General features: G+C 58.5%; 22 protein-coding genes. 14 read left to right on the forward strand and 8 right to left on the reverse strand.

Annotated elements, in window-relative coordinates; all coding sequences use genetic code 11:
• Positions 1–136: 136 nt before the first annotated feature.
• From coxB to DIT72_RS05625, 3 genes are all read left to right on the forward strand, one after another.
• Positions 137–1,261 carry a cytochrome c oxidase subunit II gene (gene coxB / locus DIT72_RS05615; protein WP_135954183.1) on the forward strand — a complete coding sequence of 375 codons (1,125 nt, stop codon included), beginning with the start codon at positions 137–139 and terminating at the stop codon, positions 1,259–1,261.
• A 104-nt stretch (positions 1,262–1,365) separates the two neighbouring features.
• Positions 1,366–2,952 (forward strand): cytochrome c oxidase subunit I, encoded by a 1,587-nt coding sequence (gene ctaD / locus DIT72_RS05620; RefSeq protein ID WP_135954184.1) that lies wholly within the window; start codon positions 1,366–1,368, stop codon positions 2,950–2,952.
• A 58-nt stretch (positions 2,953–3,010) separates the two neighbouring features.
• Positions 3,011–3,898: a cytochrome c oxidase subunit 3 gene (locus DIT72_RS05625; RefSeq protein ID WP_135954185.1), complete on the forward strand. Its 888-nt coding sequence runs from the start codon at positions 3,011–3,013 to the stop codon at positions 3,896–3,898.
• Positions 3,899–3,907: 9 nt separating this feature from the next.
• On the opposite strand, the gene DIT72_RS05630 is transcribed toward DIT72_RS05625, so the two are convergent.
• Entirely contained in the window at positions 3,908–4,111 is a 204-nt protein-coding gene (locus DIT72_RS05630; RefSeq protein WP_135954186.1) for a twin transmembrane helix small protein, read from the reverse strand.
• Between the two features lie 50 nt (positions 4,112–4,161).
• On the opposite strand from DIT72_RS05630, the gene DIT72_RS05635 reads away from it, so the two are divergent.
• From DIT72_RS05635 to hrpB, 6 genes are all read left to right on the forward strand, one after another.
• Complete coding sequence (locus DIT72_RS05635; RefSeq protein WP_135954187.1) at positions 4,162–4,902, forward strand: SURF1 family protein; 741 nt, start codon at positions 4,162–4,164, stop codon at positions 4,900–4,902.
• On the forward strand, positions 4,889–5,533 hold the full coding sequence (locus tag DIT72_RS05640; RefSeq protein ID WP_169449983.1) for a hypothetical protein: 645 nt from the start codon (positions 4,889–4,891) through the stop codon (positions 5,531–5,533). The genes DIT72_RS05635 and DIT72_RS05640 overlap by 14 nt, the downstream gene beginning before the upstream one ends.
• A 24-nt stretch (positions 5,534–5,557) precedes the next feature.
• On the forward strand, positions 5,558–6,667 hold the full coding sequence (locus DIT72_RS05645; RefSeq protein WP_135954188.1) for a COX15/CtaA family protein: 1,110 nt from the start codon (positions 5,558–5,560) through the stop codon (positions 6,665–6,667).
• Positions 6,664–7,587: a heme o synthase gene (gene cyoE / locus DIT72_RS05650; protein WP_135954189.1), complete on the forward strand. Its 924-nt coding sequence runs from the start codon at positions 6,664–6,666 to the stop codon at positions 7,585–7,587. Before DIT72_RS05645 ends, cyoE begins: the two co-directional genes overlap by 4 nt.
• 22 nt (positions 7,588–7,609) lie before the next feature.
• Positions 7,610–8,278, forward strand: a complete 669-nt coding sequence (locus DIT72_RS05655; protein WP_135954190.1) for an SCO family protein — start codon at positions 7,610–7,612, stop codon at positions 8,276–8,278.
• A 386-nt stretch (positions 8,279–8,664) separates the two neighbouring features.
• A complete protein-coding gene (gene hrpB / locus DIT72_RS05660; RefSeq protein WP_135954191.1) occupies positions 8,665–11,151 on the forward strand; it encodes an ATP-dependent helicase HrpB in 2,487 nt (828 codons plus the stop codon).
• Here the strand turns inward: hrpB and DIT72_RS05665 are convergent.
• Positions 11,105–11,956: a translation initiation factor eIF-2B gene (locus DIT72_RS05665; protein ID WP_135954192.1), complete on the reverse strand. Its 852-nt coding sequence runs from the start codon at positions 11,954–11,956 to the stop codon at positions 11,105–11,107. The two genes, hrpB and DIT72_RS05665, sit on opposite strands and share 47 nt — an antisense overlap.
• Positions 11,957–12,020: 64 nt before the next feature.
• Positions 12,021–12,389: a DUF6746 family protein gene (locus tag DIT72_RS05670; RefSeq protein ID WP_135954193.1), complete on the reverse strand. Its 369-nt coding sequence runs from the start codon at positions 12,387–12,389 to the stop codon at positions 12,021–12,023.
• A 401-nt stretch (positions 12,390–12,790) separates the two neighbouring features.
• Between DIT72_RS05670 and DIT72_RS05675 the strand changes: the two genes are divergently transcribed.
• Positions 12,791–13,966: a type III PLP-dependent enzyme gene (locus tag DIT72_RS05675; RefSeq protein ID WP_135954194.1), complete on the forward strand. Its 1,176-nt coding sequence runs from the start codon at positions 12,791–12,793 to the stop codon at positions 13,964–13,966.
• 138 nt (positions 13,967–14,104) lie between these two features.
• Here DIT72_RS05675 and DIT72_RS05680 read toward each other — a convergent pair whose 3' ends face one another.
• From DIT72_RS05680 to DIT72_RS05695, 4 genes are read right to left on the reverse strand one after another with little or no spacing between them, the layout of a single operon-like run.
• Entirely contained in the window at positions 14,105–15,307 is a 1,203-nt protein-coding gene (locus DIT72_RS05680; RefSeq protein WP_135954195.1) for an MFS transporter, read from the reverse strand.
• A gap of 11 nt (positions 15,308–15,318) precedes the next feature.
• A complete protein-coding gene (locus DIT72_RS05685; protein WP_135954196.1) occupies positions 15,319–15,714 on the reverse strand; it encodes an ectoine synthase in 396 nt (131 codons plus the stop codon).
• A gap of 50 nt (positions 15,715–15,764) precedes the next feature.
• Entirely contained in the window at positions 15,765–17,192 is a 1,428-nt protein-coding gene (locus DIT72_RS05690) for a GTPase/DUF3482 domain-containing protein (protein ID WP_135954197.1), read from the reverse strand.
• Positions 17,189–18,598: a DUF2868 domain-containing protein gene (locus DIT72_RS05695; protein WP_135954198.1), complete on the reverse strand. Its 1,410-nt coding sequence runs from the start codon at positions 18,596–18,598 to the stop codon at positions 17,189–17,191. The genes DIT72_RS05690 and DIT72_RS05695 overlap by 4 nt, the downstream gene beginning before the upstream one ends.
• An 83-nt stretch (positions 18,599–18,681) precedes the next feature.
• On the opposite strand from DIT72_RS05695, the gene DIT72_RS05700 reads away from it, so the two are divergent.
• On the forward strand, positions 18,682–19,041 hold the full coding sequence (locus DIT72_RS05700; RefSeq protein ID WP_135954199.1) for a DUF6164 family protein: 360 nt from the start codon (positions 18,682–18,684) through the stop codon (positions 19,039–19,041).
• Here the strand turns inward: DIT72_RS05700 and DIT72_RS05705 are convergent.
• Entirely contained in the window at positions 19,038–19,943 is a 906-nt protein-coding gene (locus DIT72_RS05705; RefSeq protein ID WP_135954200.1) for an alpha/beta hydrolase, read from the reverse strand. The genes DIT72_RS05700 and DIT72_RS05705 overlap by 4 nt on opposite strands.
• Positions 19,944–20,333: 390 nt before the next feature.
• Between DIT72_RS05705 and DIT72_RS05710 the strand changes: the two genes are divergently transcribed.
• The 3 genes from DIT72_RS05710 to DIT72_RS05720 all read left to right on the forward strand — a co-directional run bounded on the left by DIT72_RS05710 (position 20,334) and on the right by DIT72_RS05720 (position 25,332).
• Positions 20,334–22,391 (forward strand): 3-hydroxybutyrate oligomer hydrolase family protein, encoded by a 2,058-nt coding sequence (locus DIT72_RS05710; RefSeq protein WP_265937494.1) that lies wholly within the window; start codon positions 20,334–20,336, stop codon positions 22,389–22,391.
• Between the two features lie 116 nt (positions 22,392–22,507).
• On the forward strand, positions 22,508–23,953 hold the full coding sequence (locus DIT72_RS05715) for a sigma-54 interaction domain-containing protein (protein ID WP_323053134.1): 1,446 nt from the start codon (positions 22,508–22,510) through the stop codon (positions 23,951–23,953).
• A 326-nt stretch (positions 23,954–24,279) separates the two neighbouring features.
• Positions 24,280–25,332 carry a TRAP transporter substrate-binding protein gene (locus DIT72_RS05720; protein WP_135954202.1) on the forward strand — a complete coding sequence of 351 codons (1,053 nt, stop codon included), beginning with the start codon at positions 24,280–24,282 and terminating at the stop codon, positions 25,330–25,332.
• Positions 25,333–25,449 lie beyond the last annotated feature (117 nt).

The following is a 25,449-nucleotide window of genomic DNA, read 5'->3' on the forward strand; positions in this document are numbered from 1 at the left end:
CTGTGTCTATACTAGATTCTGAAATATCCATAGCAGACTTCCACTCTGACTCGAATGGTGTGTGCGAGCACCGTCCGTAATAGAGGGATTAGACGCAAAATCCGACAAGAATAACACTCTGTGGAGACACAGTATTATGCGCGTGCACGCTAAGCGGGCAGGTGTCCTGTTGGGCGGACTTATGGCACCAGCGTTGTCCACTGCGGACTGGACGCTGAACATGAGTCCCGGGGTCACCGGTACCAGTAACGATATTTTCAGCCTTCACATGACCATTCTCTGGATCTGCGTCGTTATTGGCGTTGTGGTCTTCGGGATCATGTTCTGGTCAATTTTTGCCCACCGCAAGTCCCCGGACCGTAAGCCGGCCAACTTCCACGAAAATACGCTCGTCGAAATCCTCTGGACCATCATACCGCTGGTGATTCTTGTGGTGATGGCCATTCCGGCCACCGCTACCCTTGTTGATATGTACGACACCACTGAAGCCGATGTCGATATCAAGGTTACCGGCTACCAGTGGCGCTGGAAATACGACTATATCAATGATGATTTTGGATACTTCTCCAACATCAGTACCAGCGACGATGAGATCTATAACCGCACCGAAAAGTCCGAGAACTACCTCCTCGATGTCGACAACCCGATGGTGGTTCCCGTGGGCGCCAAGGTTCGCCTGCTGCTTACCGCGAACGATGTTATCCACTCGTGGTGGGTACCCGAGTTCGGCATTAAAAAGGATGCCATTCCCGGCTTTATTAACGAGGCCTGGACCAGGGTCGATGAGCCCGGTATTTATCGGGGCCAGTGCACCGAGCTATGCGGCGTGAAACACGGCTTTATGCCGGTCGTGGTAAAAGCGGTTCCGCAGGACGAATACGATGACTGGGTGGCCGAGCAGAAAGAAGCCGCCCAGCGTGAGCGCGAACTGACCCAGAAAGACTGGACCATGGAAGAGCTGATGGAGCGTGGCGAGAAGGCCTATGCCAGTGCCTGTGCATCCTGTCACCAGGCAGACGGCAGCGGCTCGCCTCCGGCGTTCCCGGCACTCAAGGGAAGTCAGATTGCCCTGGAGGATATGGATGCGCACCTGGATGTGGTAGTGAACGGTGTGTCCGGAACCGCGATGCAGGCCTTCGGGGACCAGCTTAGCGAGGTGGATCTGGCGGCTGTTATTACCTATGAGCGTAATGCCTGGGGTAACGACACCGGTGAAATGGTGACGCCGAAAGAAGTGTTTGAATACAAGAATCAGGAATGATTAACCGGGTGGCCGTCGACGTGTGTTTTCTGGCCACCCCTTCCAATTTCGCCAGACTAATGACATCACCAGCCAGAACAACAAGGCGGTAACGGGGGTTTTTCATGAGTGCGGTTGCAGATACCCACGCCCAGGACGATCATCACCACGGCCCTGCCAAGGGCATTACGCGGTGGTTGTTGACGACCAATCACAAGGATATCGGGTCCATGTACCTGATATTCAGTTTCACCATGTTCCTGCTTGGCGGGGCCATGGCCATGGTTATCCGGGCGGAGCTGTTCCAGCCCGGCCTGCAGATTGTGGAGCCGGAATTCTTTAACCAGATGACCACCATGCACGGTCTGATCATGGTGTTCGGTGCGGTCATGCCGGCCTTTGTCGGCCTGGCCAACTGGATGATTCCGCTGATGATAGGCGCCCCGGATATGGCGCTGCCACGGATGAACAACTGGAGTTTCTGGCTGCTGCCCTGTGCCTTCCTGATTCTGGTGTCCACCCTGTTCATGCAGGGCGGTGCCCCCAACTTCGGCTGGACTTTCTACGCGCCGCTTTCGACCACCTATGGTCCGCCAAGCACCACCTTCTTCATATTCGCCGTTCACATCATGGGTGTGTCGTCGATCATGGGTGCCATTAACGTCATAGCGACCATTCTGAACATGCGGGCGCCAGGCATGACGCTGATGAAAATGCCCCTGTTCGTATGGACCTGGCTGATTACCGCTTTCCTGTTGATCGCAGTAATGCCGGTACTGGCGGGCGTGGTTACCATGATGCTGATGGACATCAACTTCGGCACCAGCTTCTTTGATGCCTCCGGTGGCGGTGACCCTGTGCTTTTCCAGCACCTGTTCTGGTTCTTCGGGCATCCCGAGGTTTACATCATGATTCTGCCGGCATTCGGTGCCATCTCCCATATTATCCCGGCATTCTCGCGCAAACGGTTGTTCGGCTATGCCTCCATGGTTTACGCGGTGGGTGCTATTGCTCTGCTGTCGTTCGTGGTCTGGGCCCACCACATGTTTACCGTGGGTATTCCTATCGCCGGCCAGCTGTTCTTCATGTACGCAACCATGCTGATTGCGGTGCCCACCGGGGTGAAGGTGTTCAACTGGGTGGCCACCATGTTCCGTGGGTCGTTAACGTTCGAGGCGCCGATGCTGTTTGCGGTGGCCTTCGTCATCCTGTTCACCATCGGTGGTTTCTCCGGGCTGATGCTGGCCATTGCACCCGCTGATTTCCAGTACCATGACACCTATTTCGTGGTTGCCCACTTCCATTATGTATTGGTACCGGGCGCTATCTTCGGCATCTTTGCTTCGGCTTACTTCTGGCTGCCCAAGTGGACAGGGCACATGTACGACGAAACCCTGGCCAAGACCCATTTCTGGCTGTCCTTTGTTGGCATGAACCTGGCGTTCTTCCCGATGCACTTCCTCGGGCTGGCGGGTATGCCGCGACGCATTCCTGATTACGCACTGCAGTTTGCCGACTTCAACATGGTATCCAGTATCGGTGCCTTCATGTTCGGCGCCACCCAGATTCTGTTCCTGGTCATTGTGGTCAAGTGTGTGAGGGGCGGTGAAAAGGCGTCTGCCAAGCCCTGGGATGGTGCAGAGGGTCTGGAGTGGACGGTACCTTCTCCGGCGCCCTATCACACTTTCTCGACACCGCCGGAAGTGAAGTGAAGCTGGGCCTGACTGGCAATTACAATAAACGATAACGGATAAGCCATCGGAGATTGTCATGGCGGAAAACCAGACGTACTACGTTCCAGAACAGAGCAAGTGGCCGATTGTGGCCACCGTCGGCCTGGGGGTCACCCTCTACGGAACCGCCTCTATCATGGTGAACAGCAACCAGGGTGAAAGTACCACCGGCTCCTGGCTGATGTTCCTTGTTGGTGCCGCCATCATGGTCTACATGCTGTTCGGATGGTTCGGCGCTGTTATCAGGGAGGGCCGGGCGGGGCTGTACAGCCCGCAGATGGATCGCTCTTTCCGCTGGGGCATGAGCTGGTTCATTTTTTCGGAAGTGATGTTCTTCGCGGCCTTTTTCGGAGCCCTGTTCTATACCCGGGTGTTCGCCCTGCCCTGGCTTGGTGGCGAGGGCGATCGTGGTACCTCCAACATGCTTTGGGAAGGCTTCCAGGCCACATGGCCACTGATCAACACGCCCAATCCAGAGGCCTATCCGCCGCCGGAAGGCACTATCGGCCCCTGGGGCCTGCCACTGATCAACACCATTTTGCTGGTTACGTCGTCGATTACGGTGACGGTTGCCCACCATGCACTGAAGGAAGACAATCGCAAGAAGGTCAAGACCTGGCTGGCCGCAACCATCGCGTTGGCCCTGGTTTTCGTGTGTGTCCAGGGATACGAATACGTCCACGCTTATCGGGACCTGAATCTGACCCTTGAGTCAGGCATATACGGCAGTACCTTTTTCATGCTGACCGGCTTCCACGGCGCCCATGTGATCCTGGGAACCCTGATGCTGATCATTATGCTTGTGCGCATCAATAAGGGACACTTCACGGCCGATAACCACTTCGGGTTCGAAGCGACGGCGTGGTACTGGCACTTCGTGGATGTCGTCTGGCTCGGATTGTTTGTCTTCGTTTATGTAATCTGATTTCACAGGTCAGGGGGTCGGGTTCAGTGTCAGGCCCCCTTGCCAAAGTGAAATCAGGATAACAGCCAGCAGCATAACGCTCAGAGCAACCCGCAATGCCAGGGAATTCAGGACACGGTTCGTTTTCCCGCCATCCCTGATCAGGAAAAACAATCCGCTGAACAGGCTCACCACAACCGCCAGCATAAGTACGACAATGAGAATTTTCAGCATGAACAATCCTGTTACCGGGAAGATGGGTCAGAAAACCACTATAGCAGAGCATGTCTGAACCAGCCGATCAATCCCGTCGGAAGTGGCATTTTGACTGGCGACTTGCGCTATTCGCCGGGCTGTTTCTTCCCCTGCTGACCGGTCTGGGTGTGTGGCAACTGGAGCGGGCTCAGGAGAAAAAGGCACAGTTGGCCCAGTGGCAGCAGGAAGCAGGTGGCCTGGACTGGGCGGAGCAACAGGCCTCGGGCCTGGAGGCTGGCGAGCCGGTCACTGTTTCCGGCCGCTATGGCGAAGCGTCATGGTTGCTGGATAACCGGACCAGGGACGGTGCCCCAGGCTATGAAGTACTGACCCTGTTCTTTCCGGACGAAGGACTTCCGGTGGTGGTGAACCGTGGTTGGCTACAGGCCCCGAGAAGCCGGGACGAATTGCCGGAAATCAGCCGGCCGGAGGGCGAGGTCCGTCTGCAGGGACGCCTGAGCGAATTCCCGGAGCCACCGGTACTCAAGGATGTTTCCCGGGGCAATGGTGACTGGCCCAGACGCACACAGTCCCTGTCGCACCAGCAGGCAAAGGACGTTCAGGATGACGTGGCCGGATTCGTGCTCAGGCTCTCTGGCCCTGAACAGCCCGGAGCCTATCGCGCAGACTGGGCTCCGGACATGATGGGACCACAGACTCATTACGGGTACGCTTTGCAATGGTTTTCACTGGCCGCAGCACTGGTTATATTGACCGTGGTAGCGAGTTATCGCAAAACAGGAGCCAACGACGACAATGACAACGGCTGAGAAAATGGACCAGAACGACCAGGAAGATGCGGTTTCCCCGGAGAAGGTCCGGCGCGGCAGGCGTACAGCACTGTTGCTCTTTGCCATCGGCTTTGGTCCGATGATTTTTGCAACGATCATGTACTACACCGGCTGGCTGAACCCGACCGGGCACAGCAATAATGGCGAATTGATACAGCCGCCAGCGCCGGTAGGCCAGATGCAGATGGAAGGCGCGGACGGTGAACCTCTTGCGGACCGGTTTGGCCCTGAGGCGTCCGATCCGGAATGGATGATGATGGTGGTATCCGGCGACTGCACGGCGAATTGTGAAGAACTTCTGTATCGCGCCCGCCAGGTCAATATTGCCCTTGGCAAGAACGCCAACCGCGTCAACCGTTCTGCCTGGCTCGGTTCTGTGCCAGAGGACCTGTCTGCGCGCTGGGACGAGGAATACCGCTCAATGGAACGCCTCAGCATTGCCGGCGACGAATCCCCCCGGTGGCCACCCGGCATCAGCCCCGATCAGGAGCCCCGTATTCTGCTGGTAGATCCCTTTGGTAACGTCATCCTGCATTACGGTACCGAACACACTGGCAAGGACATGCTGAAAGACCTCAAGCACCTGTTGAAACTGTCACAGATTGGTTAATCATTATTGCCGGGAGATCCAGCGTTGAACGAGATTCTCAACAACACATCCCGCCACGCCCGGATACTTGCGCGATGGTCCCTGCTGGCAAGCCTGCTGGCGGTAGTGGTGATCATGCTGGGTGCCTGGACGCGGCTGGTGGATGCGGGTCTTGGTTGTCCCGACTGGCCCGGCTGCTATGGATTTCTGACCGTACCCCAGGACGAAGCGCGGATGGCCATCGCCAACGCAAGGTTCCCGGACACACCGGTGGATGTGGCGAAAGGCTGGCCGGAGATGATTCATCGCTACGCTGCCGGTGCCCTCGGGCTGGTGGTCTTTGGCCTGGCGGCGTTCGCTTACCGCCATCGTCAGGAAGGGCTGCCTTACCGGTTGCCCCTGTTTATCGCCGTCTTTATCGTGCTCCAGGGTGCGTTCGGCATGTGGACGGTGACCCTGAAGCTCTGGCCCCAGGTGGTGGCATTACACCTGCTGGGTGGCTTTACCACGCTAAGCATGCTGGTACTGCTGACCCTGCGTCTGCGTGGAAAGCAACAGCAGGCTGCTGCCGGGCCTGCAGAGCCAGTGCCTTTGCAGCGAAACCGCTTCCGGCCCTGGCTTTACGGTGGCCTGTTACTGGTTGTGATGCAGATCGCCCTCGGTGCCTGGACAGCGGCCAACTACGCAGCTGTGGCCTGTACCGACCTGCCTACCTGCCAGGGTGAATGGTGGCCTGCCGACATGGATTTTGCCCACGGTTTTGATGTCACCCAGCACGTGGGCCCCAACTACCTGGGGGGGCAGCTGACGGCGGACGGGCGGGTCGCCATTCATTTCAGCCACCGTGTAGGAGCAGTGATTGTGCTTGCGTACTTTACGGTATTTCTGTCATTACTATGGCGCAGAGCCAGGCACAGCCCCATGGCGCGGCATGTCCAGCTGGTAGCTATAGTGTTGGCGGCACAGATCGCATTGGGTCTGGCGAACGTGATATTTCATATTCCCCTGTCGGTAGCAGTGGCGCACAATGCCATGGGTGCGGGCTTGCTGCTGACAGTGATCAACCTGCTCTGGCGTTTTCACCGGCAGGGCCTGCCGCAGCCAGCGGCGGACGCGACACATACAACAACAATTGAACGAGAGGTGACGGCATGAGCGAGCGTGTTGAGGCACTGCCGGCGCAGGGCACGAGCAGCGGATCCGATTCTGCGGGTATTTCCTGGCGTGATTTTCTGGAGCTGACCAAGCCCAGGGTAGTGGCGATGATGATTCTCACCTCGGTCATCGGCATGTTGCTGGCCACTCCGGGGGTGCCGGGCTGGCAAGTTCTGCTTTATGGCAACCTTGGTATTGCACTGCTGGCGGGCGCCGCTGCCGTGGTCAACCACGTGGTGGATCAGAAAATCGATACGGTCATGGCCCGCACCCGCAAGCGGCCCGTTGCCACCGGAAAGATCTCTCCCCCTGACGCATTGATGTTTGCGACGGTGCTGGCTGGATCAGGCATGGTGGTTCTGGTGTGGCAGGTCAATGCCCTCACTGCCTGGCTCACGCTGGCTTCACTGGTAGGCTATGCCGGCGTATATACCCTGTTTCTGAAGCGCATGACGCCCCAGAACATCGTGATTGGTGGCCTGGCCGGGGCCATGCCTCCCTTGCTCGGCTGGACAGCGGTGACCGGGCAGATTGAAGGACATGGCCTTCTGCTGGTATTGATTATTTTTGCGTGGACCCCGCCGCATTTCTGGGCGCTGGCGATCCACCGAAAGGAAGAATATGCCAAGGCGGGCATACCCATGCTGCCAGTCACCCACGGCAACAAGTACACCGAACTGCATATACTGCTGTACACGCTGATGTTGCTGGCCGTCAGCCTGTTGCCCTTTGTCACCGGCATGTCCGGCCTGATCTATCTGGTGGGTGCTCTGGCCCTCGGCCTGCGCTTCCTGCAATATGCCGTGCGCCTGCTCAGGGGCGATGATCGTCGGGTAGCACTGAATACCTTCAAATACTCCATCACCTATCTGATGGCACTTTTTGTGGTGTTACTTGTCGATCACTTTGTGTTTTTCTGATCGCTGATTTACCGGAGATTTCATGGACCGTTCGATTCGCCTGACACTGATCATTCTGTTGTTGGTGGTAGTGCTGGTCTTCGGGTTGGTGGTCGGAAGGCAGGTATTGCTGGTGGGCAACGAAGAGCCCTCTCCCGCTCCCGAGCTCAGTGAGATCAATGCCTACGTGTATGACGACGGCCGCGAACTTGCCGAGTTCGAGCTGGTCAATGAACAGGGTGAAACCGTTACCCGGGAAAGCCTGCAGGGGCAATGGACCTTCGCCTTTGTGGGTTACACCAACTGCCCGGACATATGCCCTGCTGCCATGGCCAACCTCCGCAGAACCGGCAACCTGCTCCCGGATGACCTGCCACAGCCGCAATTCCTGCTGATCACGGCTGATCCCGAACACGATACGCCGGAGCGGCTGAGGGACTACGTCAGCTTCTTCGGCGACAACTTCCACGGTTACACCGGCGACCTGGAAACCCTCAGGGAAGTTGCCAAAAGCCTCAATGCTGCCTTCAGCCACAGGGAAGTGGAAGGTGAGCTGATGGTGGATCACAGTGGCCACTTTGCCCTGATCAATCCGGAAGGCGAAATGGCGGCGGTACTGCAACCGCCCCACAATCCGGAAGATCTGGTCAAGGCCTACCGCGAGATCTACGAATGGACCCGCGCCAACCATCCACGGGCTTCCCGGTCCTGAGCCGTTATTTGGTTGGGTTTTGCTCAGGACTGATCGTTTCGGTGCAGGAGCGGGGTGGTGGGGTATTTTTCCGCCAGGAATGGGTGTCTGAGCGAAGCGAGTTCCACTCCCAAGGAAAAAAACCCCACCCACCCCCACATAAATAACTGGCAGTTATCTCTTCCAATAGGACTAGTATTGCTCCGTGCAATACTGGGTCAGACCGTAGTACGCTTTCGCGAAACCTTCGAGTTGCTTAAGGGTGTGGGGGTGATTGTTTTTCAAACAGAAAATGGTGTCTGAGCGAAGCGAGTTCATTTTCCACTTGAAAAATAATCACCCCCACGCCCCTCCCCCAACCCGACCAGTCCTGTCACAAGCCAAAAGTAAACAAAAAAGCAGAACCAATGCTCCCAATCAACCAGATAATCCCGGACCTACTAAAAACCCTGGAATCCGAAACAACGGTCCTGCTCCAGGCCCCACCGGGTGCCGGTAAGACCACCAGGGTCCCGCTGGCGTTACTGGATGCACCGTGGCGGCAAGGCCGCAGGATTCTGATGCTGGAACCGAGAAGGCTGGCGGCCAGGTCTGCGGCACGGTACATGGCCGGGCAGATGGGGGAGAAGCCGGGACAGACGGTAGGGTATCGAACGCGGTTGGATACACGGGTGACCGCTGCTACCGTGATTGAAGTGGTCACCGAAGGCATTCTTACACGCCTGATCCAGAATGATCCGGCTCTGGAAGACTACGCCGCGGTTATTTTCGACGAATTTCATGAGCGTTCGCTGCAAGCCGATCTGGGCCTGGCACTGGTACGCGAGTCACGACAGGCCTTGCGGGAGGATCTGCGGGTGATCGTGATGTCGGCAACCCTGGATACCGCACCGATTGCCCGCTTGCTGGGTGACGTGCCGGTGCTGACCAGTGAGGGGCGGACGTTTCCGGTGGAGGTGGTTTACCGGCCGATGCCCCGCAATGGCCGGGTAGTGGATCAGGTGGTGTCGGTGATTTCCGAAGCATTGGCGCAGCAGACCGGGTCACTGTTGGTTTTCCTGCCCGGGGCTGGCGAGATCCGGCGCGCCGAGAGGCTGCTTAGACAATCCGGGGACCGGATGGGCAGCCATGTTATTGTGGCGCCGCTTTACGGCAGCCTGAAGAGCGACGAACAGGACCGGGCCATTTCGCCGGCGCCTGAGGGTTATCGCAAAGTGGTTCTGGCAACGGCCATTGCCGAATCCAGCCTCACCATCGAAGGCATACGGGTGGTCATCGACAGTGGCCAGCAGCGCCGGGCAGTGTTCGATGCCAACAGTGGCATGACACGGCTGGCGACCGGCCGGGTATCCAGAGCCTCGGCGGAACAGCGCAAGGGGCGGGCGGGCCGCATTGAGCCCGGTGTCTGTTACCGGCTGTGGAGCGAGGCTGCACAGTTTGGTCTGGCGGATTTTACTCCGCCGGAAATACAGCAGGCCGACCTCGCCCCTCTGGTGCTGGAACTGGCAAAGTGGGGTGCCCGGTCACCCGATCAGCTGGACTGGATCGATCCGCCTCCCGCAGCGCACTGGCAACAGGCGGTGGAGTTGCTGCGATGGCTGGACATGCTCGATTCCGACGGAGCGATCACCGGACACGGCAGCGCCGCCCGTGATATGGGCGTGCACCCACGGCTGGCCCATATGATTCTGCGGGGCCGCGAGATTGGCCATGACTACCTTGCAGCAGAACTTGCGGCTCTGCTGGAAGAGCGGGACCTCGCGGGGCGGTCTGCCGGGGCCGACATGCAGGAGCGGGTGCGGATACTTCGTGGTCAGGGGCCCCGTCATGGTGTTGATGCCGCCCGAGTGCAAGCGATCGGCAAGGCGGTGTCACGGCTGACGGGTAGTCTGCAACGCCCGCGGAATTTACCCACGGATGACGAGGTGGGCCGTTTGCTGGCCCTGGCCTACCCGGACCGGGTGGCCCGCAAGCGCCGCGGGGACGCTCCCCGTTACCAGCTCAGCAACGGGCGCGGTGCGGCCCTCCGGGATGACGACCCGCTGGCCCGGCATCAATGGCTGGCGACGGCCGAGCTGGATGGCGGGGCCAGGGAAGCCACGATCTATCTCGCCGCATCCGTTGATCCAGCGCTACTGGAGCAGGATCTTGCGAGTCATATTGATGAACGGGACGAAGCGCTCTGGGATGACACCCGTGGCACAGTGGTGGCACGCCGTGTAAAAAGACTGGGGCAGCTGGTCCTGGAAGAGACGGCCCTGCCTGCTCCGTCTGCTGAACTGATGCAGCAGGGCCTGTTGGCGGCCGTGCGCAAAAAAGGCCTTAAAAGCCTGCCGTGGACGGCAGCCGCTGAACAGTGGCTTGCCCGGGTTGGTCTGCTTGCTCACTGCTTCCCCGATGACTGGCCGGACATCACTGAGCGCTGGCTGGCAGACAACCTGGAAACCTGGCTCGGCCCTTTCCTGGCAGGGATGAGCCGCTGGCGCGACCTGGAAAAGCTCAACCTGAACCAGGCCCTTGCCAGCCTGCTGGATTACCAGCAACAAAAGACGCTGGACGAGCTGGCGCCGACCCGCCTGACTATCCCTACCGGCCAGACGGTAACGCTGGACTATACGGCGGAAAACGGGCCGGTGCTCGCGGCCAAACTGCAGGCGCTGTTCGGCTGGACACAGACCCCGACTGTGGCGGGCGACCGGGTGCCGGTGGTTATTCACCTGCTCTCGCCGGCACAACGCCCGCTGGCGGTTACGGCAGACCTGGCCAGCTTCTGGCGCAACGCCTACCCGGAAGTGCGCAAGGACATGCGTGGGCGCTACCCCAGACACCCCTGGCCGGAAGACCCGCTCACCGCCCAGGCGAGCCAGGGAACGAAAAAACGCCCTGCTCGCTGATCCCGCCCGTCACCAGGGACTCCGGAACGGTTTCGAAATAGATGTTGCGGGGTGTAATCCAGTCCCCTTCCGGTGCGTGCAATTCGTTCACCGGCATTTCTTCCAGAGTGACGTCGGCGCTGGCCTGATCACTGTGTCTGAAACTGTCTCCAAGCACCCAGAACGGCTTGTGGTGGGCGCGGGCGGCCAGGGCGAGCAGGCGGGTTCCACTTTTATTGATGAAATGACCATCCCCCAGCCAGGTATCGCAACCAGTGATCACCACATCTGCCCGGGTTATAAACAGACCCATCTGGGCATCGGTAATCAGCGTGACCGGCACGCCAAGATCGTTGAGGGCGAGTGCCAGCTGGTGACCTTCCAGGCCCGGACTGCTCTGGGTACAGATGACAGAGAACCGGTGCTGGTTTTGAGCGAGCAGACGAAACAGTCCCAGCACCACCGAGCTGGCGCTGTGAGTCATAATGACGGCATTGGCTGGAACCTGCTGGCGGGCATACGCTGCTATGGCCGCACTGGCGTTTTCCAGCTCATGGGCGATCTGGTCAACCGCAGCCAGTGGCGTGTCCCCATTCTCCAGCAGCGATTGCACCCTGGTCATGGCGTTGCCAATCACAATCATACTGGGGCGGGCTTCGCGGAGTTCGTCGAGCAACGGCGCCAAATCGCTGGCGGCAGGGTCCGTCGCCTTCACATACGCTGCCAGGTCCTTGAGCGTCGTCAGCGCCAGCTCCGTGGCCCCGGACTCGTAATCCTCCCGGAGCCTGTTCAGTAGTGCCTTTGCTCTGTCGTCAAAACGGGTCATTGCAGCCACTCCTTGCCATTCAAAACCCAAGGGTAGCAGCGAGAGCAGCGGCTGTCCGCGAGGCTTATTCAATCACCGTGCGGCTGGTTTCCAGATAGGTTTCGCCGTAGTTGGTAACTCCCTGGATATCGGCGCTTTCCGAGGCCAGGTGGACTTCTTCCAGGGTAACCGCCAGCCCGTTAAACTCCTCGTTGATCACACCGAGAGCATTTTCCAGGGTATAGGTGAGCTGATGAATCTCGTTCATGGCTTCCGGGGTCAGTTCTCCGTCCAGGATCTTCTCCAGCTTTTTGTTGTACTCCGAGAAATTGGCCACGGCCTCTTTCAGGTTTGCAGATTTCCTGCCTTCGAAGTGCTCAACCTCGTCAGCAAACGAGGAGAATGGCAAAGCCAGGGCAGTACAGGTAAACAGCGCCATGATTTGTTTTCTCATAACGTTTTCTCCTTGTCGATATATTGAATGATAATAATTCGCGTTCAAGATTAGGGCAAGTTTGTTTTGGTGGCAATGATTTCTGTCAGTTTTTGGTGTCTGGCTTCTGGGTGTCTGGCTTCCGGTAAGACTGGGGATTTTGGTGGGGATCGGGGTGGTGGGGGTATTTTTCCTTGGGAATGGAACTCGCTTCGCTCAGACACCCATTCCTGGCGGAAAAATACCCCTCCCCCAACTCCAGCAGTCCAACCAAGCCAGCACCATTGCACCTCAAAACACCGTATATATGCGCATATCCGCACCCCGGAAAAAGCCCGATGATCGCGCCAATGACGGGTGCTGCAGCGTTGCTGTGGTGCCCTTTTTTGTGTCTGTTTGTTCCGTGGAGGGAAACGCTGTTCATGACCGAGTCTGCCAATGCTGTGATCGCTGATTACTATGACGCTGAGACCTTTGCCCGTATCAAGGCTTTTGCCGATACAAAGGAAACGCCGTGCGTGGTGATCGACACCGCTACCATCGACCGCCAGTACAATGAACTGGTGGAAGGCTTTCCCTACGCCAACGTCTACTATGCGGTCAAGGCCAACCCGGCCCCGCAGGTTCTGACCATGCTCCGGGACAAGGGGGCCAGCTTCGATATTGCGTCTGTGTATGAACTCGAGAAAGTCATGGCCCTGGGGGTAACCGCTGACCGAATCAGCTACGGCAACACGATCAAGAAATCCAGGGACATCCGTACCTTCTACGAGAAGGGCGTGCGCCTTTACGCTACCGACTCCGAAGCGGACCTGCGCACCATCGCCAAGGCAGCTCCGGGTTCGAAGGTGTATGTGCGCATCCTGACCGAAGGCACCCTGACCGCCGACTGGCCGCTGTCCCGCAAGTTCGGCTGCCAGACGGACATGGCCATGGACCTGCTGATCCTGGCCCGCGATCTGGGACTGGTGCCTTACGGCGTATCCTTCCACGTGGGCTCCCAGCAACGGGAAATCGGCGCGTGGGATGCGGCCCTGGGCAAGGTAAAAGTGATTTTCGAGCGCCTGAAGGAAGAAGATGGCATTGAACTGCAGATGATCAACATGGGCGGCGGCTTCCCGGCCAACTACATCACCCGCACCAATGACCTGAAAACCTACGCTGAGGAAATTTACCGTTTCCTGCGTGAGGATTTCGGCGATACCTTACCTGAAATTATTATCGAACCCGGCCGTTCATTGATCTCCAATGCGGGCATTCTGATCAGTGAAGTGGTGCTGATTTCCCGCAAATCCCGAACGGCTCTGCATCGCTGGGTCTTCACCGATGTCGGTAAATTTGGCGGCCTGATCGAAACCCTGGACGAATCCATCAAATTCCCGATCTGGACAGAGAAATCCGGTGAAGGCGAAGACTGTGTGATTGCCGGTCCCACCTGCGACAGCGCCGACATAATGTATGAGCACCATAAATACCCGCTGCCGCTGAACCTGGCCATTGGCGACAGAATGTACTGGCTGTCCACAGGCGCATACACCACAACCTACAGTGCCATAGAGTTCAACGGGTTCCCCCCGTTAAAGGACTATTACATCTAAGCCAGAGGTAAGGACGTGGGGTGGGGGTAAATTTTCCGCCAGAAATGGGTGTCTGAGCGCAGCGAGTTCCATTTCCAAGGAAAACTTACCCCCACCCCGCGGCCCGGCACAGCGCTGATCAATGGCACCAAAAAAGGGTCAACCTTCAGAGTGGCCCTTTTGCCGTCTCAGGTCCAGAGTAAAGGCCAGTGGAAGCACCAGAACACAATAGGCAACTATGAAACCTACCGCATAGCGGGCGTCATCGCTCCAGTCAGCCAGTAATCCACCGATCATGGGAACCGAAAAAGCCATCGTGTAGCCCACCAGGAAATTACCCGCCGACAGGCGACCGGTTTCATTTGATGCCACCAGCACAGGTGGTAATGCCACCAGTAAGATCAGCAGAATACCGGCCGTAAAGCTCATTAATGTTGCGCTCGCGATGGCCCACCAGCCGGTAAACAACAAGGTGCCGATGGTACCGATAATGCTAAGGGTGGCTGTCACAATGATGGGAAACTTCCGCCCTACCCAGTATCTCGCCATTTTCAGCATCACCAACGATGCAATCACCTGGGCAAAGTTGTACCAGAACAATGCATCCGCCAGCATTTCGAAGTTGCCCTGCTGTTTCAGAAGACTGCCCATGTAGGCGTTGAGACCGAAGAACATGGAACCAGACAGGCCCAGTAAAAGGCCGATTTTCAGGGTGAGAGGGTTTTTCCAGTCGGGCAGCCACGCCGGTTTTTTTACCGGCCGTGTCATTTCTCTCCGCGGCAGGAACAGGGCAGCGGCCACCAGTAAGGCCGGCAGTGACCAGGCCAGCAGGGTGGCCCGCCAGCTGCCGTCCATCAACGGCATCAATACCGGCAGGGTGATACCGGCGCCGATGAATTCGCCCATCAACATGCCGTTCATGTAGATGGCGGAACCAATGGCGAGATGGTGGGGTTCCAGCCACCTGGGCAACAAAGCAGGCAGAGAGGGCTGCATCATGGCAATGCCCAGGCCCATGACTGCGCTGGCCAGCATCAGTGTGATGGTATCCGGCGACAGGCCCCGCCCGGCGGAGCCGATGACCATGATCACCATGGCAAAAGCCAGGGTGTTCCGTGGCCCCAGCCGTGCGATGGCCAGGGAACCAGGCATGGAACCGAGGGCCAACATCAGTATCGGCAGGGTGGTGAGTGCGCCGGTGAGAGCCTGCGACAGGCCCAGTTCGTCGCTGATGAACGGGGCAAGGGGCGGCGCTACCAGTATCGGTATGCGCAGGTAAACACCGGCCAGCCAAAGCAGCACCGCCACCGGGAGCAGCTTTGCTACCGGTGGCGGTGCTGTAATCTGTGAAGCGTCAGCCACGGGGGCCGGGCTTAAATGTCGCTGGTATCCAGAGTATAGGCGCCATCTTCGTCATGGACTTCACGGCCGGTAACCGGCGGGTTGAAGGCGCAGATCAGGCGCATGTCTTCGGTGCCACCGCGGAGTGTATGGGGGTCGTTCTTGTCCAGTGCGTACAGAGTACCGTCAGAAATCTCGTGGGTTTCACCGGTCTTTTTATCGTGGATGGTACCGTTGCCGGCAACGCAGTAGACCGCTTCCAGGTGGTTTTTATACCACAGGTTCAATTCTGCGCCGGCAGGAATAATGGTCTCGTGGAACGAAAAACCCATGCCATCCTTCTTGAGCAGCATGCGGCGGCTGGTCCAGCCCGGCCCGGTTACTTCGCGGTCGGTGCCGATGATGTCCTCAACTCGTACAATCTTCATACATATCCCTCGTTAATTTATGGAGCAGTTTTACAGTATACACATCACGGTCAGCTTCGGTTCAACCGCCAATCGTCGTAGGCGCCCATGGCCTGCTCAATGGCGGCAGCCAGTGCCAGCCGGGCTTTATCATCCAGTGCCCGCTGTTTACGACAGCGTTCAAAGGCGCGATGAATGATCTTGCGGTTAGCCCGGTCCAGATGCTCCAACCAGTGGTTGTTCGCCGGTGCCAGATCAAGCAATTCGCGACCGGCGTGATTCCGGTGGCTGATATACCACCAATGATTTATCGCCCTCCCCAATACAACATAGCCGAACTGGCTGTCCTGTACAGGGCCAAAAGTGGCTGTTCTGAGTCCGTTGGTCAGTACTCCGGTGTTGAGCACCGGCAAAGTCAGGCGGTCACCGTAAAAATAGCTGCCCGCAGCGCCGATCAATCCGCCAACCAGGGCGCCTGCTCCCAATGAATGACCCAGCGCCAGCGCATCGACACTGGCACCACCCATGGCCCCGGCCCCGAACCCGGCTGTTGCCAGGTAACCCCGGTTAACACCCCAGGCCTTGCGGCTGTCCTCGCTGAACAGGTCATGCTCATTGTGCCACTCCAGTTCGGCTTCCTGGCGCTCAACGCGATGATGCTCGTAAAGTTTTTCGATGGCAATTCGCAGATGCTGTTCCCGTTTGCGCTGGTTATGGTACCAGCTGTTTCGCAACTGCCTGGCCAGCTCCTCGTCGGAGATTGCGCTGGCCTGGCGGGCAGTGAGGGTCCGCTTTTCGCGAAACGACATCATCTCTTCCAGGGTGCGGGCAATCATTGCAGCTGCTTCGCTGCGGCGTTGGCGGCGCTGGGCCAGGAGAAAGGCCGTTGCCTGTTCCAGGGGCTGCTCCCAGTCGGGTTCCAGCTGGCCAAACGCCCGCAGCAGGCTGATGTGCTGCTCGAAGGGGGCGCTAACGGCATCGAATTTACGCACAACCTGGAAGAACTGGCCAAGCGCCCTTACCCAGGTGTCGCTGTAATCATCCTCGCCAATGCTGTTGATCAGTGCCAGGCTCGGCCGTCCGGTCCAGCGCAGGATGGTCATTTCAGCCTCGTGCTGCGCGCTGTAGGGCACAGAGCCGTCGACCACGTAAATGATTCCGGCGCCTTCGGTCAGCGGTGTCAGCAACTCGCACTCATCGGTGAATCCGCCATCGTCACGATGCTGGATAACAAAGGCGCGTACGGTTTCTGCCCTGTCAGAAGCCGATACGCTGTGGGCCTGCAGCCACTCCAGCACCCGCCGGGGACGCTGGAAACCCGGGGTGTCCACCAGGGTGTACAGGGTTTTGCCATCCACGGTCAGCGGGTATTCCTGGCGCTGGCGGGTCGTCCCCGGTTCCAGGGCAATGGCGATGGCATCATTCTGGGACAGGGTGGCCACGATGCTGGATTTTCCCTTGTTGGGGTGGCCAACCACAGCGAATACGGGGGCAGTCATTGTCGATACCCGTCCGGCAGTGCCCGGTGTATACGGGGCTGCGGCGAGGCCACGTCCGGAGTGCTGACAACGATCTGGCTGTCTCCACACCTGTCCGCAAACCGCAGCCACTGGCTTAGCTGATGGTCCGGTGTTCGTTGTTCCGGTTGTGTTGCCACGGGCACGAGGGCAACGAGCGTGGCTGACGGCCAGACATTGCGGGCTGCACTCAGAAAGTCGGCCAGTTCACCGGTAGGTGGCTCCCAACTGTGGGTGACTATCACCGCTGCGGGGTTGGTGCTGGCAGCAAGAACCTGTCCGGCCTTGTCGAGGACACGATGGTCATGCTCAAGGGAGACGTTGCCACCTGCTGCAAGAATATCCCGGTAACCGGCTGACAGGGTGTCAGGGAGTTCAGATTCGACAACACCGGCCCAGCGGATAAGAACCTGTGCAGCTGGCAATGGGTGCAGCTGTCCCGGAGTGTTGATATCCGGCTGGTCAGCAGCGTCATTGTGACGGTTGCCGGTATCCAGAGTCGGGGTTTCCATACGGTACTGCAGGGCAATCATGCCGGGATGTCGGGCCAGTTCCCTGCGGGCCCGCAGGCCGGGATGGATGGCTGCCACCGCCAGCAGTACCAGCCGGGGCAGGATGACATAGGTTGTCCACACCATGGCAACAAAGGGCCACCAGCGGCCCCAGAGCGCCGGATCGGCAGCACCATCGCTTTCGCTGCGAAAGAACCGGGTAGCGTCAACCAGTTCCCGGTCGGGAACTGCTGCGGGCCAGAGGTTCTGCCATGGCGTTGCCAGGGTCGCCAGCAGACTGTAGTAGCTGTCGGAGCCCGTATTGAGTGTCGTACTCCAGCCAAAGGCCAGATCCTGTATCACTACAAGCACCAGCAAGGTCAGCAAGCCGGCCACGCCGAACATCAGCCCGCCGGTATGGGCGGCACGGGCCATCAGCATGGGTTGCAGTGGCCGCAGTGCACCGGAGTGGCTCGCCGTTGAAAATTTCCGTAACAGCCAATGCCAGGGTTGCCAGCCGGCAAAGGCCTGTACAGTGGTGATGACGGCCAGTATGCACTGGAGCAGTACGAACGCCAGAATAACCGTGAGGTTGATGCGTTGGCCTCCGTCGTAGAACAGCAGTCCCAGCATCGCCATAACGCCAAATATCAGCCCCGCAAGGGCAAAGCCGGTGGTCAGATGCCGCCATTGTTTGAGAGGGTCTTTGGCGGGCGCTTGCGGGCGCAGGCGGCGGACATGTTCAAGCCACAGATCCGCGCCGGGTGAGACACCCCTGGCACGGCAATCCAGGGCAAAACGGCGGTCCCGCCGGTGTAGGAAAGCCGGGCTCTGGTCGCTGTCTCGCTGAACCTGCCTGTCGAACTCCAGTAATCGTCGAATGGCGCTGTCTGGCATTGATTATCCTGATGATCCGGGCGGTGAGAGCTTCTCCGGAATGCTAGGATAAGGGTATCTCATAATCCGGTGCCAGACATACCATGACCAACCATCTCATGAACCTGCGTCACGTTCCCGATGACGAGGCCGACGAAATCCGGGAGCTGTTTGAAGCGCACGATGTGCGCTACTACGAAACCCCGCCCAGCCGCTGGGGCATCAGCATGGGTGGTTTCTGGGTCCACGATGACGATGAGGCCCGACGCGCCAGGGCGCTGCTGGAGAACTACCAGCGTGAACGACTGCAGCGACAGCGCGAGATTTACCAGCAGGACCTGGCTGAAGGACGGACAGGCGGAGTCTGGTATCGTTTGCGGCAGAAACCGGTCAGGACCATTGCGGCCTGCCTCGCGATTCTGGTTATTCTGGCACTGACGGTGGCGCCTTTCGTCACCCTCTAATTCCCGGCCTGGCTGCTCTCGGGGGTGGTCCGGTTGTGCCGGATCAGAAAGTCTGTGGCCTTTTCAACGGCATTGCCGGCCGTTAGAAAGCTGGTGATATGACCTCGCAGATGCATCAGGTACAGCTCGCTCTCGACACCATGATCCGTCAGCCGGTTCCGGAACTCCTTTGCCTGGCTGGCAGGGACCAGCATATCCTGAGCACCATGGAACAGGAAAAATGGTGGAGCGCCGGCAGTGACGTGGGTAATGGGGGAGGCGGCCCGGTAGATGCCGGGAATGTCTTCCTGTTCGCCATCAAGGAACTGGCGGATCAGTTTTCCCGAGCCAAAGGCACGGAGATCGCTGGGTAGCCCGCCGGCAACAACGGCCACCGGTCTGGCGTGTTCGCCTCCGTAGGGCTGGTTTAACGGATGCCGGGATTCGGCGACCAGCGCCATCAGGCTGACCAGGTGGGCGCCGGAGGAAAATCCGAACGCGCTGATGGCATCCCGGTCCAGATCGTAGCTCTCGGCGTGATGGTGAAGCCAGTTCATGGCCACCTGCAGATCGTACAGCTGGGCCGGGAAGGTGTGCTCCGGTGCAAACCGGTAGTCGATGTTCATGACCGCAAAACCGCGACTGGCCAGATGCTCCGCAATCCACGTCATATCTCGCCGTGAGCGACGTTCCCAGCCACCACCATGCACCAGCAGCACGGTTGACACCGGTTGGCTGCTCTCGGGCAGGTAGAGATCTGCCTGCAGGGCCTGGGGCCATCCGTCGGGCGAGAAAGTGAGGTCCGTCCGGGTGCTGAATCCGGTTTCCGGTAACGGCACTGGCTGTTCCGGTGCGTTCTGGTGAGAAGCACAGGCGGTCAGCAGGATACCGGCGATTATGGTCAGCAAACAAGAGGGATTCATCGGCTCTCCGTCAGATCGTCAGGCTGCAGTATTTCTTACGGGGAGCGCGCGCCGGCAGATGGGTGGCGAGATGAGTGTCGTCCGGAAAGCCGGACGGTGTCCGGATACTGCTACAGTTGGCCCAAACCATGCGCTGCATTAACTCATAGTCACCCTCCGGGTGTCCTGCAGGGCCGCAGTTGTCCGGATATCCGGAAATCTTTCCCCCCGATTTCCGAAACATCTTGAAAATTAAATTTGTTATCAATGGTTTGCCATGTTGGCACAGGATACGCATTGGCCAGATGTGGTGCCGGGCGTTTATCTTGTGCGCCGGGTTCCCGTGTCTAACAAAAACAACAGGGAATAATCATGAAAAAACTACTTCAATGCACCTTGATCGGAGCGGTGATGATATCAGGTACCGCGTGCAAGACGCCCTTCAACCAACTCCCGGATTTCGTCCAGGGAGATGTCGTGTCGAACCGATATGACGGTATCACCAACGACCTTCTGACTGGTGGTCTCGGTGCCAGTGGCCTTGCCAGCACGACGGCTCCGGTGTTTGACGATGCCCTCAACCCGACGCCGCAGGAACTACGGACTCTGGCAATTTACAATAACTATCGCGCACTTGTGGATACAGTGCCAGGCGGCGGCTACGGTGATTTCTTTGGCCCCCAGGTTGATAGTGGGGGGGAGGGGCTGATACCTGGCGAGGAGTATCTGGCCTATATGACCGTCGAGGGGAGCGACGTTCCGGTTACAGTTATGGTCCAGGTGCCCGACAGCTTTGATCCCAGGCAGGCCTGCATGATTACAGCGCCCTCATCAGGGTCACGGGGTATCTACGGCGCCATTGGCACTGCCGGTGAATGGGGACTGAAAAAAGGTTGCGCGGTAGTCTATACCGACAAGGGCACCGGCACTGGCTCCCATAACCTGGCCACCAACGCCGCGCAGCGTATCGACGGAACCCTGAGCCGGGCCGATGAACCGGTGCAGTTCCGCGCTGATCTGGACGACGAGGCGCGGGGTGATTTCGATGCTGCCTGGCCCGACCGTTTTGCCTACAAACATGCCCATTCCCGGGTCAACCCCGAGGCAGACTGGGGCCGGCATGTACTCCAGTCGATCGAGTTCGGTTATTACATACTGAACGAGAAGTTCGGGCAGGAAACCGGCAACAGTCGCAAGGTCATGAAACTGAAGCCGAACAATACCCTGGTGATCGCTTCCAGCGTTTCCAATGGTGGCGGCGCCTCTGTTCGTGCCGCGGAACTGGATGAATCCGGCCTGATTGACGGTGTGGCAGTATCGGAGCCCAACGTTAATCCCCAGGTAGATACCAGCTTTACTATCCGCCAGGGTGACGGCGAACCGCTCGCCGGGCACAGTCGCAGCCTGCTGGATTACACCACGGCGCTGGCGGTCTACCAGGGGTGTGCGAACATCGCGCCGGAAATTCGTGATGAGGCCCCCCTCAACGTTCTCAATGATCCCAGCATTGCGGAAAATATCTGTAACTCACTGGCAAACAAGGGTTTGGTGACGGGTGCCACTACGGATGAGCGCGCGACCGAGGCCCTGCGTATACTGAACACGGAACTTGGTATCCAACCCGAGCAGAACCTGTTGGCTCCCGTCCATTTCGCGCTTTCGGTGGCCCAGGGTATTTCCGCAACCTATGCCAATGCCTATGGCAAAGCCGGGGTGGAAGACCGAGTGTGCGAGATCAGCTTCGCCGCCACCGGGGAGGGGGGAGCAGTTACGCAGCTCAGCGACGCGCGGGAGGCAGCGTTGTTCTCGGAAAGCAATGGCATTCCACCCAGCGCCGGGGTGAACCTGGTTTATGACGCGGCCGAAGGCCAGCCCACAAATCTTGCCGTCAGTGCCTCGCCCAGTTCCAGCCAGCAGGATTACGGTCTGGACGCACTGCTTTGTCTGAGGGGCCTTGCGGTCGGAGCTGATGTTGTCACCGGTGCGCCGCTCACTGGTCTCGCTGCTGACATGGCAGACCGGATTGCCGGTGGTATTGAGGAGGTCCGTGCGTCAGGAAATCTGCAAGGCAAACCAACGGTTTTCGTGACCGGTCGTGCCGATGCCATCCTGCCGATCAACCACACATCCCGGCCTTATTTCGGCCTGAATCAGCGGGTCGAGGGTAGTGCCAGTAATTTGCGGTACTATGAGATCCTCAATGCCCACCATCTGGATGTCCTGAACGGATTCCCCGGGCTGCCGGAGCGCTATGTGCCCCTGCATCATTATTACTTCCAGGCGCTCGACCTGGTGTGGGCGAACCTTGCTGACAAGCAGGCACTGCCGCCCAGCCAGGTGGTCAGAACCGTGCCGCGAGGTGACGGTGCGCCCCCCCTGTCCGAGGCAAACCTGACTCCGATTTCTCCGGATCCCGAGGCCGGCGATCGCATCGTGTTCAGCGATGATCAGGTGCAGATCCCCGACTGAAGCACCGACCAGCCGGCCCGCCAGGGTTCCGGGCCGGCGCATTATTTGCCCCGGTTCCGGGGGAACCATATACTTCCGTCACCGCACCCGGTTCGCCGGGTGCCATGGATATTGCCATGTTTAACATCCAACCCGGTGGTACAGGGTACATGACCGAGCTGTTTAGCGAGAATAACAAAAGCGGCCTGACCAGGGACCTGATCGAAGCGCTGTTTCCCATGTTCGAAGAGGCCAGCGCCGGTGCGATTGCCGTTGATCATGAAAGCCGTATTACCTGGATCAACAGCAGCTACTCCCACCTGCTGGGGCTGGGAGACCCCGAGGCCGTTATCGGCAAGCCGGTCCGCCAGCTGATTCCACATACCCGCATGCCGGAAGTGGTGGAAACCGGCAAGCCCCTTTTGCTCGACATCATGGAACACAATAACCAGCAACTGGTGGTGACCCGGTTGCCCTTCTACGACGACGACGGTCGTATTATGGGCGCTGTGGCGTTTGTCCTCTATGACGATCTGCAGCCACTGACGCCACTGGTAGCCAAGTATCGGCGCCTGCATCAGGATCTGGCGGCAGCACGTAAGGCACTCGCCAAAAAGACCCGTGGAACCCGTTATAGCCTTGCTGATTTTGTCGGTGCCAGCCCTGCGGCTCTGGAGGTAAAACGCCGGGCCCGGCTTGCGGCTGGCCGGGACATGCCGGTGTTGTTGCTGGGCGAGACCGGCACAGGCAAAGAAGTTCTGGCCCAGGCGATTCATGCTGTCTCCACCCGTGCGGAAAAGCCATTCGTGGGTGTGAATGTTGCCGCCATTCCGGACAACCTGCTGGAGGCCGAGTTTTTCGGCGTTGCGCCAGGAGCATACACCGGCGCCGATCGCCGTACACGGGAAGGCAAATTCCAGCTGGCGAACGGCGGTACCCTGTTCCTTGATGAAGTCGGAGATATGCCGCTGCCACTCCAGGCAAAGCTTCTGCGAGCCCTGCAGGAAGGTGAAATCGAACCCCTGGGCTCAAACAAGATAGCGACGGTGGATGTGAGAGTCGTTGCCGCCACCAGCCGAAACCTGGAGACGATGATTGCCGAAGGTGAATTCCGCTCCGACCTGTATTACCGGCTGAACGTGCTGGAAATCCCGATTCCCCCGCTTCGGGACAGGCTGGCAGATCTGGGCGTGCTGTGCGAGGCCTTGCTGGGTGAAATTTGTGACGGCCTCGAGATGAGGGGAGAAATAACCGATGCCGGTGTTTCTGCTCTGGGGAGCTATGACTGGCCGGGCAATATCCGTGAACTGCGCAATGTTCTGGAGCGGGCCCTTACCATGGGCGAGGATGGCGGATTGCTGGACGCCGACGCCATTTTCAAGGTTTTGCCCCGTAGCGGTAAGCGGGCGGCTTCCTCGCTGATTCCGCAGCCGGTGCGCCCCCTTGCCAAGACCCTGGCTGATGCGGAGTCGCAGGCCATTGAGGAAGCCCTGGTCGCAAGTCGCGGCAATCGAACTCGCGCAGCCAAGCTTCTTGGCATCTCACGATCAGTGCTCTATGAAAAACTGGCCAGGATGTCCTGAATTCCGGGCAGGTGTCCAGATATCTGTACAAACCACTACGACCGACGTCTAAAACCGTCCGGACATCCGGACATTGATCGGTGCCACGCGATTTCTGAATAGTCTATCTTATTGATAAAAAACATAAAAAAATGATTGGCATAGTGCCTGCAGCATCCCGGTCTCAGGACGTCAGAAAATCGCAGATAACAAGCTGGCGCTTTCGTTGGACCCAAAAAATGTTTTTGTCCGCTTCGTTTCCTGCGATGTCTGACTACACTTGGATCAGGTCTGTCAGAAATATTCCTGTCTGGCCGAATACAACAACAATGCTAGGAGAATTGCCAATGAAACTCTTCAAGGCCCTTACCGGCATCGCCGGTGCGATCGCCCTGACTTCGGGATCGGCGTTTGCTGATGACCTGCGCTGGAAAATGCCGGTTGCCTTCGCCACCAACCTGCCCGGCCTGGGCTCACCTGCTGCCTGGGTTGCCGAAAACCTCACTACCGCTTCTGGTGGCAGCATCCAGGTTCGCGTCTTCGAGCCCGGCAAGCTGGTACCGCCGTTCGATATTCTGCAGGCCGTTTCCGACGGCAAGGTATCCGCCGGTTATACCTGGATTGGTTATGACCAGGGCAAGGTGCCTGCCATTCCCCTGTTTGCGGCCGTGCCCTTTGGCATGAAACCCTGGGCCTACACTGCCTGGTATTATTACGGTGGCGGTCATGAAATGCTGCAGGAAGTCTATGCTAACAAGGGCTTTGACGTGCATGCCCAGCTGTGCGGCATTATCGGTCCTGAAACAGCGGGCTGGTATACGGACCCAATTGAAACACTGGATGACTATGATGGCCTGAAGATTCGCTTCGCGGGACTGGGTGGCAAGGTTCTGGAAAAACTGGGAGCCTCGGTCACCATGATGCCCGGTGGTGAGATCTACCAGGCGCTGGAGAAAGGCACTATCGATGCGACCGAATTCTCCATGCCCGCCATCGACCAGATCCTCGGCTTCAATCAGGTAGTTAAATACAACCTGTTCCCGGGCTGGCATCAGCAATTCACCGCCCAGTACATGCTGATCAACCAGGGTGAGTGGGACAAGACCACTGAAGCGCAGAAAGCGCTGGTTGAAGCCTCCTGTACTGCCGCAACAACGCTGGGCCTGGCCGAGGGTGAATACAAGAACGGTAAGGTTCTGGCTGAATTCCAGGACAAGGGCGTCAATGCTGATCAGATCCCCCGTGAGGTTCTCGAAGAGCTGAAAGCGGTGACTGACGAAGTGCTGGAAGAAGAAGCCTCCAAGGATGCTGACTTCAAGCGCGCCTATGAAAGCCAGAAGGAGTTCATGGAAACCTATAAGATTTGGGACGAGCGCGCCTACGTTCCGTCCGATCTCTAAGGTCCAGGGCTGCCTTCGAGACACCGGTTTGAGGACCGGTGTTTTCTGATCAAGTCTGGATGGCCCTTCGGGGCCATCCTTGTTTTATAATCGGCATTCTGAGCGAGGAACTGCTGT

This window comes from Marinobacter orientalis, assembly GCF_004792665.1.
GTDB classification, from domain to species: domain Bacteria; phylum Pseudomonadota; class Gammaproteobacteria; order Pseudomonadales; family Oleiphilaceae; genus Marinobacter; species Marinobacter orientalis.

Excerpts from the sequence above, each read along its gene's own strand:
- DIT72_RS05625 (WP_135954185.1), top strand. The coding sequence starts at position 3,011 with ATGGCGGAAAACCAGACGTACTACGTTCCAGAACAGAGCAAGTGGCCG.
- DIT72_RS05655 (WP_135954190.1), top strand. The coding sequence starts at position 7,610 with ATGGACCGTTCGATTCGCCTGACACTGATCATTCTGTTGTTGGTGGTA.
- DIT72_RS05715 (WP_323053134.1), top strand. The coding sequence starts at position 22,508 with ATGTTTAACATCCAACCCGGTGGTACAGGGTACATGACCGAGCTGTTT.
- DIT72_RS05635 (WP_135954187.1), top strand. The coding sequence starts at position 4,162 with ATGTCTGAACCAGCCGATCAATCCCGTCGGAAGTGGCATTTTGACTGG.
- ctaD (WP_135954184.1), top strand. The coding sequence starts at position 1,366 with ATGAGTGCGGTTGCAGATACCCACGCCCAGGACGATCATCACCACGGC.
- cyoE (WP_135954189.1), top strand. The coding sequence starts at position 6,664 with ATGAGCGAGCGTGTTGAGGCACTGCCGGCGCAGGGCACGAGCAGCGGA.
- DIT72_RS05685 (WP_135954196.1), bottom strand. The coding sequence starts at position 15,714 with ATGAAGATTGTACGAGTTGAGGACATCATCGGCACCGACCGCGAAGTA.
- coxB (WP_135954183.1), top strand. The coding sequence starts at position 137 with ATGCGCGTGCACGCTAAGCGGGCAGGTGTCCTGTTGGGCGGACTTATG.
- hrpB (WP_135954191.1), top strand. The coding sequence starts at position 8,665 with ATGCTCCCAATCAACCAGATAATCCCGGACCTACTAAAAACCCTGGAA.
- DIT72_RS05675 (WP_135954194.1), top strand. The coding sequence starts at position 12,791 with ATGACCGAGTCTGCCAATGCTGTGATCGCTGATTACTATGACGCTGAG.
- DIT72_RS05665 (WP_135954192.1), bottom strand. The coding sequence starts at position 11,956 with ATGACCCGTTTTGACGACAGAGCAAAGGCACTACTGAACAGGCTCCGG.
- DIT72_RS05705 (WP_135954200.1), bottom strand. The coding sequence starts at position 19,943 with ATGAATCCCTCTTGTTTGCTGACCATAATCGCCGGTATCCTGCTGACC.
- DIT72_RS05670 (WP_135954193.1), bottom strand. The coding sequence starts at position 12,389 with ATGAGAAAACAAATCATGGCGCTGTTTACCTGTACTGCCCTGGCTTTG.
- DIT72_RS05695 (WP_135954198.1), bottom strand. The coding sequence starts at position 18,598 with ATGCCAGACAGCGCCATTCGACGATTACTGGAGTTCGACAGGCAGGTT.
- DIT72_RS05690 (WP_135954197.1), bottom strand. The coding sequence starts at position 17,192 with ATGACTGCCCCCGTATTCGCTGTGGTTGGCCACCCCAACAAGGGAAAA.
- DIT72_RS05630 (WP_135954186.1), bottom strand. The coding sequence starts at position 4,111 with ATGCTGAAAATTCTCATTGTCGTACTTATGCTGGCGGTTGTGGTGAGC.
- DIT72_RS05710 (WP_265937494.1), top strand. The coding sequence starts at position 20,334 with ATGATATCAGGTACCGCGTGCAAGACGCCCTTCAACCAACTCCCGGAT.
- DIT72_RS05640 (WP_169449983.1), top strand. The coding sequence starts at position 4,889 with ATGACAACGGCTGAGAAAATGGACCAGAACGACCAGGAAGATGCGGTT.
- DIT72_RS05700 (WP_135954199.1), top strand. The coding sequence starts at position 18,682 with ATGACCAACCATCTCATGAACCTGCGTCACGTTCCCGATGACGAGGCC.
- DIT72_RS05720 (WP_135954202.1), top strand. The coding sequence starts at position 24,280 with ATGAAACTCTTCAAGGCCCTTACCGGCATCGCCGGTGCGATCGCCCTG.